This is a genomic window from Cereibacter johrii, assembly GCF_001720585.1.
Taxonomy (GTDB): domain Bacteria; phylum Pseudomonadota; class Alphaproteobacteria; order Rhodobacterales; family Rhodobacteraceae; genus Cereibacter_A; species Cereibacter_A johrii.
The window spans coordinates 1-4,748 of record NZ_MABH01000006.1 but is presented as its reverse complement, the minus strand read 5'-3'; the positions used below and the strand labels follow the sequence as shown (position 1 = coordinate 4,748).

Here is a 4,748-nt window from a genome sequence, read left to right as displayed (position 1 = left end):
CTGCAGGCGGCGGGCAGCGCCATGCGGCTGCCCCCGATCGAGCCGCTGCCGCCGCTCCTCGCCCGGCCCTGACGCCGCCCTGTCCTTGGCCCGCGGGGGCCTGCGCTGCCTTGGCTGCCAACCCGGCATCCGCCCGCCTCCCTCTCCCGGGGCCGGGTAACCTGGTGCCGCAGCATGGTTGCCGCTGCGCTGCCGCAATAGGCGCCGCCTATCTCCTCCATAGCTGGCGACCCTTTGTCGCAGCCCCGATAGTCGAGGGAGCCGCCTTCGAGCGGCGCCATCACGGAGGAGGAGATCCCATGGCCTGGAAGACCCCGCGTTACGACGAAACCCCGGTGGGGATGGAAATCAACATGTATTCCTGCGCCAAGCGCAAGTAACGAGTGGAGCCTGCTGCGATGCTTCGGATCATTGTCCTCGGCTCCGCAGCAGGCGGCGGCCTGCCGCAATGGAACTGCAATTGCGCGGGCTGCCGCACGGCCCGCGCCGAGCCTGCGCTCCGCAACGGCCAGTGCGCGCTCGCGGCCAGCGCGGACGGCGAGAGCTGGTTTCTCGTCAATGCCTCGCCCGACCTGCGCCAGCAGATCCTCGACACGCCGGCCCTGCATCCGCGCCACGGGCTGCGCCATTCGCCCATCGCGGGCGTGATCCTCACCAATGCCGAGGTCGATGCGGTGGCGGGGCTTCTGACCCTGCGCGAGGGCTGGCCCTTCGCGATCCATGCCCACCCCGACGTGCTGGAGGTTCTGGCCGCGAACCCGATCTTCGGCGTCCTGCGCCCCGAGATCGTGCCGCGCCGCCCGATGCTGCCCGAGACGCCCTTCGAACCCGTGCTCGCCTGCGGACGCGCCTCCGGCCTCACGGTGCGGAGCTTCGCCGTGCCGGGCAAGCCCGCGCTCTGGCGCGAGGAGGAGGGGGCGGCGGAAGGCGACAGCATCGGCCTCGAGCTGTCGGCCGGCGGCCGGCGCGCCTTCATCCTGCCCGGCTGCGCCGAGGTCACGCCCGCGCTGGCCTGCCGGCTCGCCGGGGCGGATCTCGTCTTCTTCGACGGCACGCTCTGGCAGGATGACGAGATGATCCGCGCGGGCCTGTCGCAGAAGACCGGGCGGCGGATGGGCCATATCTCGATGAGCGGGCCCGCGGGCGCCATGGCCGCGCTCGACCCTCTGGGCATCGCCCGCAAGGTCTTTGTCCATATCAACAATTCGAACCCGGTGCTGATGCCCGGTTCGCCGGAACGCGCCGAGGCCGAGCGCGCCGGCTGGTGCGTTCCCGGTCCCGGAATGGAGTTCGTCGCATGAGCCTCGATCTGAGCACGAGCCTGTCGCCCGCCCGTCCGCTGGACAGCGCCGACGCCATGGAAGAGCGGCTGCGCGAGATCGGCGCGGCGCGCTATCACGACCGCCACCCGTTCCACCACATGCTGCACGGGGGCGAGCTGACCAGGGGCCAGGTGCAGGCCTGGGCGCTGAACCGCTACTATTACCAGTGCACGATCCCGGTGAAGGATGCGGTGGTGATCTCGCGCTTCCGCGACCGCGCCACGCGGATCGAATGGCGCCACCGGCTCGAGGATCACGACGGCGCCGAGGGGGCCGAGGGCGGGATCGACCGCTGGCTGATCCTGACGGACGGGCTGGGGCTGGACCGCGCCTATGTGGAATCGACCGAGGGCATCCTGCCCGCCACCCGCTTCGCGGTCGAGGCCTACGTCCATTTCGTCCGCGACCGCTCGCCGCTCGAGGCCATCGCCTCCTGCCTGACCGAGCTTTTCGCGCCGAACATCCATGCCACCCGGATCTCGGGGATGCTGTCGCACTACGATTTCGTCAATCCGACCGTCATGGCCTATTTCCAGCGCCGCCTGACGCAGGCCCCGCGCGACGCCGACTATGCACTGCGCTATGTCCGCGAACATGCCCGCACGCCCGAGGAGCGCGCGGCGGTGTGCAATGCGCTGATCTTCAAGACGCAGGTGCTCTGGACCCAGCTCGACGCGCTCCACCATGCCTATGTGCTGGGCCATGTTCCGCCCGGTGCCTTCGTGCCGGAGGAGATGCGGTGAGCCGCCTCGAGCTTTCGTCCGGCAGCGTGCCGCAACTGGCCCGTCATGCCCGACTGCGCTTCGACCAGAGCCGCCAGCAGTGGGTGCTTCTGGTGCCCGAGCGGGTGATGACGCCCGACGAGATCTGCGTCGAGATCCTGCAGGCCTGCGACGGGCAGGCGACGGTGGCAGGGCTGACGGCGCTCCTCGAGCGGAAATATGTGGCCGAGCCCGGCGTCATCGCGCGCGAGGTGCTGGCGCTGCTGCAGGATCTGGCCGACCGCGGCTATCTGATCGACCGGGAGGCCGCCTGATGGACGACCGCGCCTTCGCCGCCCCCGAGCCCGCCGCCGGGACCGCGCCCGCGCTGCCGATGGCGGTGCTGGCCGAGCTTACCCACCGCTGCCCGCTGCAATGCCCCTATTGCTCGAACCCGGTGGAGCTGGAGGCGGCGAGCCGCGAGCTCTCGACCGAGGACTGGCAGCGGGTGATCGGCGAGCTGGCGGCCCTCGGCGTCCTCCAGATCCACTTTTCGGGCGGCGAGCCGCTGGTGCGGCGCGATCTGGTCACGCTCGTGGCCCATGCCGACCGGGCGGGGCTCTATACCAACCTCATCACCTCGGCGGTGATGTTCACCCGGGCGAAGGTGGCCGAACTGGCCGAGGCCGGGCTTGCCCATGTGCAGGTGAGCCTGCAGGGCGCGAGCGCGCCGCTGGCCGAGCGGATCGGCGGTTTCCGCGGCGGCCATGCGAAGAAGATCGAGGCCGCAGGCTGGGTGCGCGAGGAGGGGATGGCGCTCACGCTCAATGCCGTGATGCACCGCCAGAACCTCGACGAGTTGCCGCGCATCATCGACATGGCGGTCGAGATGGGCGCGCAGCGGCTCGAGGTGGCGCATGTGCAATATTACGGCTGGGCGCTGAAGAACCGCGCGGCGCTGATGCCGACGCTTGCGCAGCTCGACGAGGCGACCCGGATCGTCGAGGAGGGGCAGGCGCGGCTCGCGGGCGTGCTCGCCATCGATTATGTGATCCCGGACTATTACGCGGTGCGGCCCAAGACCTGCATGGGCGGCTGGGGGCGGCAGTTCTTCAATATCTCGCCTTCGGGCAAGGTTCTGCCCTGCCATGCCGCCGAGACGATCACCGGGCTCCGCTTCGATTCGGTGCGCGAGGCGCCGCTGGCCGAGATCTGGCAGCGGTCCGAGGCGCTGAACCTCTACCGCGGCACCGGCTGGATGCAGGAGCCCTGCCGGTCCTGCATCCATGCCGAGGAGGATTTCGGCGGCTGCCGCTGTCAGGCCTTCGCGCTGGCGGGCGATGCGGCGGCGACCGATCCGGCCTGCGCCAAGTCTCCGCTTCATGCGCGGCTCTTCTCGCTCGCGGGGGCCGAGGCGGAGGCGGGCTCCGACCGCTTCCTCTATCGCAACTTCTCGGGCGGCACGCCGGAGGGCTGAGCCTCGGGCAGAGGCAGCCTGCCGGGCGGCGTCCATGGGGAGATGGGCCCGTTCCCGGAACGGCCGCCTACTGCGTCCCTTCGCCGAAGGCCGCATCGAGGCGCGCCCATTCCGCTTCGCCGCCCGGCAGCCCGAGGCGGATCAGCCGGTCGGACCAGGGGAAGATCCGGCTCCAGATCCGGGCGCGGGCGAGCCGGTCCTGCGCCGCACGCGCGTCGGGGGTCTCGTAGAGCCGGAAGAGATGCGCGCCGCCCGCCAGCCGCCAGCCCCCGCGGGCAGCCAGCGCATCGAGCCGCGGCCCCTCGGCCTCGAGCCGCGCGGTCGTGGTCTCTGCCCAGTCGCGGTCGGCCAGGGCCACCGCTCCCGCGGCGATGGCCGGACCCGAGACCGCCCACGGCCCCGCCATCCGCGCCAGCGCCGCCACCTCCTCCGCACTCCCCAGCACGAAGCCCAGCCGCAGCCCCGCCAGCCCGTAGAACTTGCCGAAGGAGCGCAGCACCAGAAGCCCCGGCACCCCGGCTTCGGGCGCGAGCGACAGATCGGGCAGCGGATCGCCGAAGCTCTCGTCGACCAGAAGCCGGCCCACGCGGGGCAGGAGCGCCCGGAGGGCCTCGGGCGGGTGGCGGCGGCCGTCGGGGTTGTTCGGATTGACGAGCACCGCGAGATCGGCGCCCTCGAGCGCGGCAAGCTCGCCCACCTCCTCGACCTGCCAGCCCGCGGCGCGGAGGCTTGCCGCATGTTCGTTGTAGGTGGGGCCCAAGACGCGCGCCCGTCCGGGCGGGGTGAGCCGCGGCACGAGCTGGATCGCCGCCTGTGCCCCGGCCACGGCCAGCATCGGCGCCTCTGTCCGGAAGGCCAGGCGCGCCGCGGCCAGAAGGCGCGCCTCGGCCGCCGCATCGGGCAGGGCGGTCAGGGCGCGGGCGGGCAGGGGCGGCATCGGATAGGGCACCCGGTTGATCCCCGTCGAGAGGTCGAGCCAGTCCTCGACCGCCCCGCCATAGAGCGCTGCCGCGCTGTCGAGATTGCCGCCGTGATCGCGCATGGTCCCTCCTCAGGCTCCGCCGATGCGGAAGCGCGTGATGCGGGAAAAGCCCGCAGCCTGCAATGCTTCGGCCGCCCCGCGCGGAACCGCGCCCGGCGGGAAGATCAGCGCGCGGGCGGGACCGGTGTGGCCGATGGCCCAGCCGAGCGCGCCGAGCCCATGGGCCAGGGCCGCGGTCGGATCCTCCGCCGGGCCGCGCAGCGCAA

General features: G+C 71.9%; 6 protein-coding genes and 1 pseudogene. 5 read left to right on the top strand and 2 right to left on the bottom strand.

What is annotated here, in order from left to right; translation table 11 throughout:
* Positions 1-299 precede the first annotated feature (299 nt).
* The 5 genes from pqqA to pqqE are packed head-to-tail and all read left to right on the top strand — an operon-like array spanning position 300 to position 3,500.
* The gene (pqqA, locus tag A9O63_RS00165; protein ID WP_002720979.1) at positions 300-380 is read left to right on the top strand and encodes a pyrroloquinoline quinone precursor peptide PqqA; all 81 of its coding nucleotides are present in this window, start codon (positions 300-302) and stop codon (positions 378-380) included.
* Between the two features lie 18 nt (positions 381-398).
* Positions 399-1,301: a pyrroloquinoline quinone biosynthesis protein PqqB gene (gene pqqB / locus A9O63_RS00160; protein WP_069330108.1), complete on the top strand. Its 903-nt coding sequence runs from the start codon at positions 399-401 to the stop codon at positions 1,299-1,301.
* Complete coding sequence (gene pqqC / locus A9O63_RS00155; RefSeq protein WP_069330107.1) at positions 1,298-2,065, top strand: pyrroloquinoline-quinone synthase PqqC; 768 nt, start codon at positions 1,298-1,300, stop codon at positions 2,063-2,065. Before pqqB ends, pqqC begins: the two co-directional genes overlap by 4 nt.
* Positions 2,062-2,358, top strand: a complete 297-nt coding sequence (gene pqqD / locus A9O63_RS00150; RefSeq protein WP_069330106.1) for a pyrroloquinoline quinone biosynthesis peptide chaperone PqqD — start codon at positions 2,062-2,064, stop codon at positions 2,356-2,358. Before pqqC ends, pqqD begins: the two co-directional genes overlap by 4 nt.
* Positions 2,358-3,500, top strand: a complete 1,143-nt coding sequence (gene pqqE, locus A9O63_RS00145; RefSeq protein WP_069330105.1) for a pyrroloquinoline quinone biosynthesis protein PqqE — start codon at positions 2,358-2,360, stop codon at positions 3,498-3,500. Before pqqD ends, pqqE begins: the two co-directional genes overlap by 1 nt.
* A 67-nt stretch (positions 3,501-3,567) precedes the next feature.
* On the opposite strand, the gene cobD is transcribed toward pqqE, so the two are convergent.
* Together cobD and A9O63_RS00135 are read right to left on the bottom strand one after the other, a co-directional pair.
* The gene (gene cobD, locus A9O63_RS00140; protein ID WP_069330104.1) at positions 3,568-4,542 is read right to left on the bottom strand and encodes a threonine-phosphate decarboxylase CobD; all 975 of its coding nucleotides are present in this window, start codon (positions 4,540-4,542) and stop codon (positions 3,568-3,570) included.
* Positions 4,543-4,551: 9 nt separating this feature from the next.
* Positions 4,552-4,748 (bottom strand): annotated as a pseudogene (locus A9O63_RS00135) (propanediol utilization protein); the annotation flags it as partial.

What these genes read in the sequence shown, in the direction of transcription:
- pqqB (WP_069330108.1), top strand. Translation starts at nt 399, where the DNA reads ATGCTTCGGATCATTGTCCTCGGCTCCGCAGCAGGCGGCGGCCTGCCG.
- pqqE (WP_069330105.1), top strand. Translation starts at nt 2,358, where the DNA reads ATGGACGACCGCGCCTTCGCCGCCCCCGAGCCCGCCGCCGGGACCGCG.
- pqqA (WP_002720979.1), top strand. Translation starts at nt 300, where the DNA reads ATGGCCTGGAAGACCCCGCGTTACGACGAAACCCCGGTGGGGATGGAA.
- pqqC (WP_069330107.1), top strand. Translation starts at nt 1,298, where the DNA reads ATGAGCCTCGATCTGAGCACGAGCCTGTCGCCCGCCCGTCCGCTGGAC.
- cobD (WP_069330104.1), bottom strand. Translation starts at nt 4,542, where the DNA reads ATGCGCGATCACGGCGGCAATCTCGACAGCGCGGCAGCGCTCTATGGC.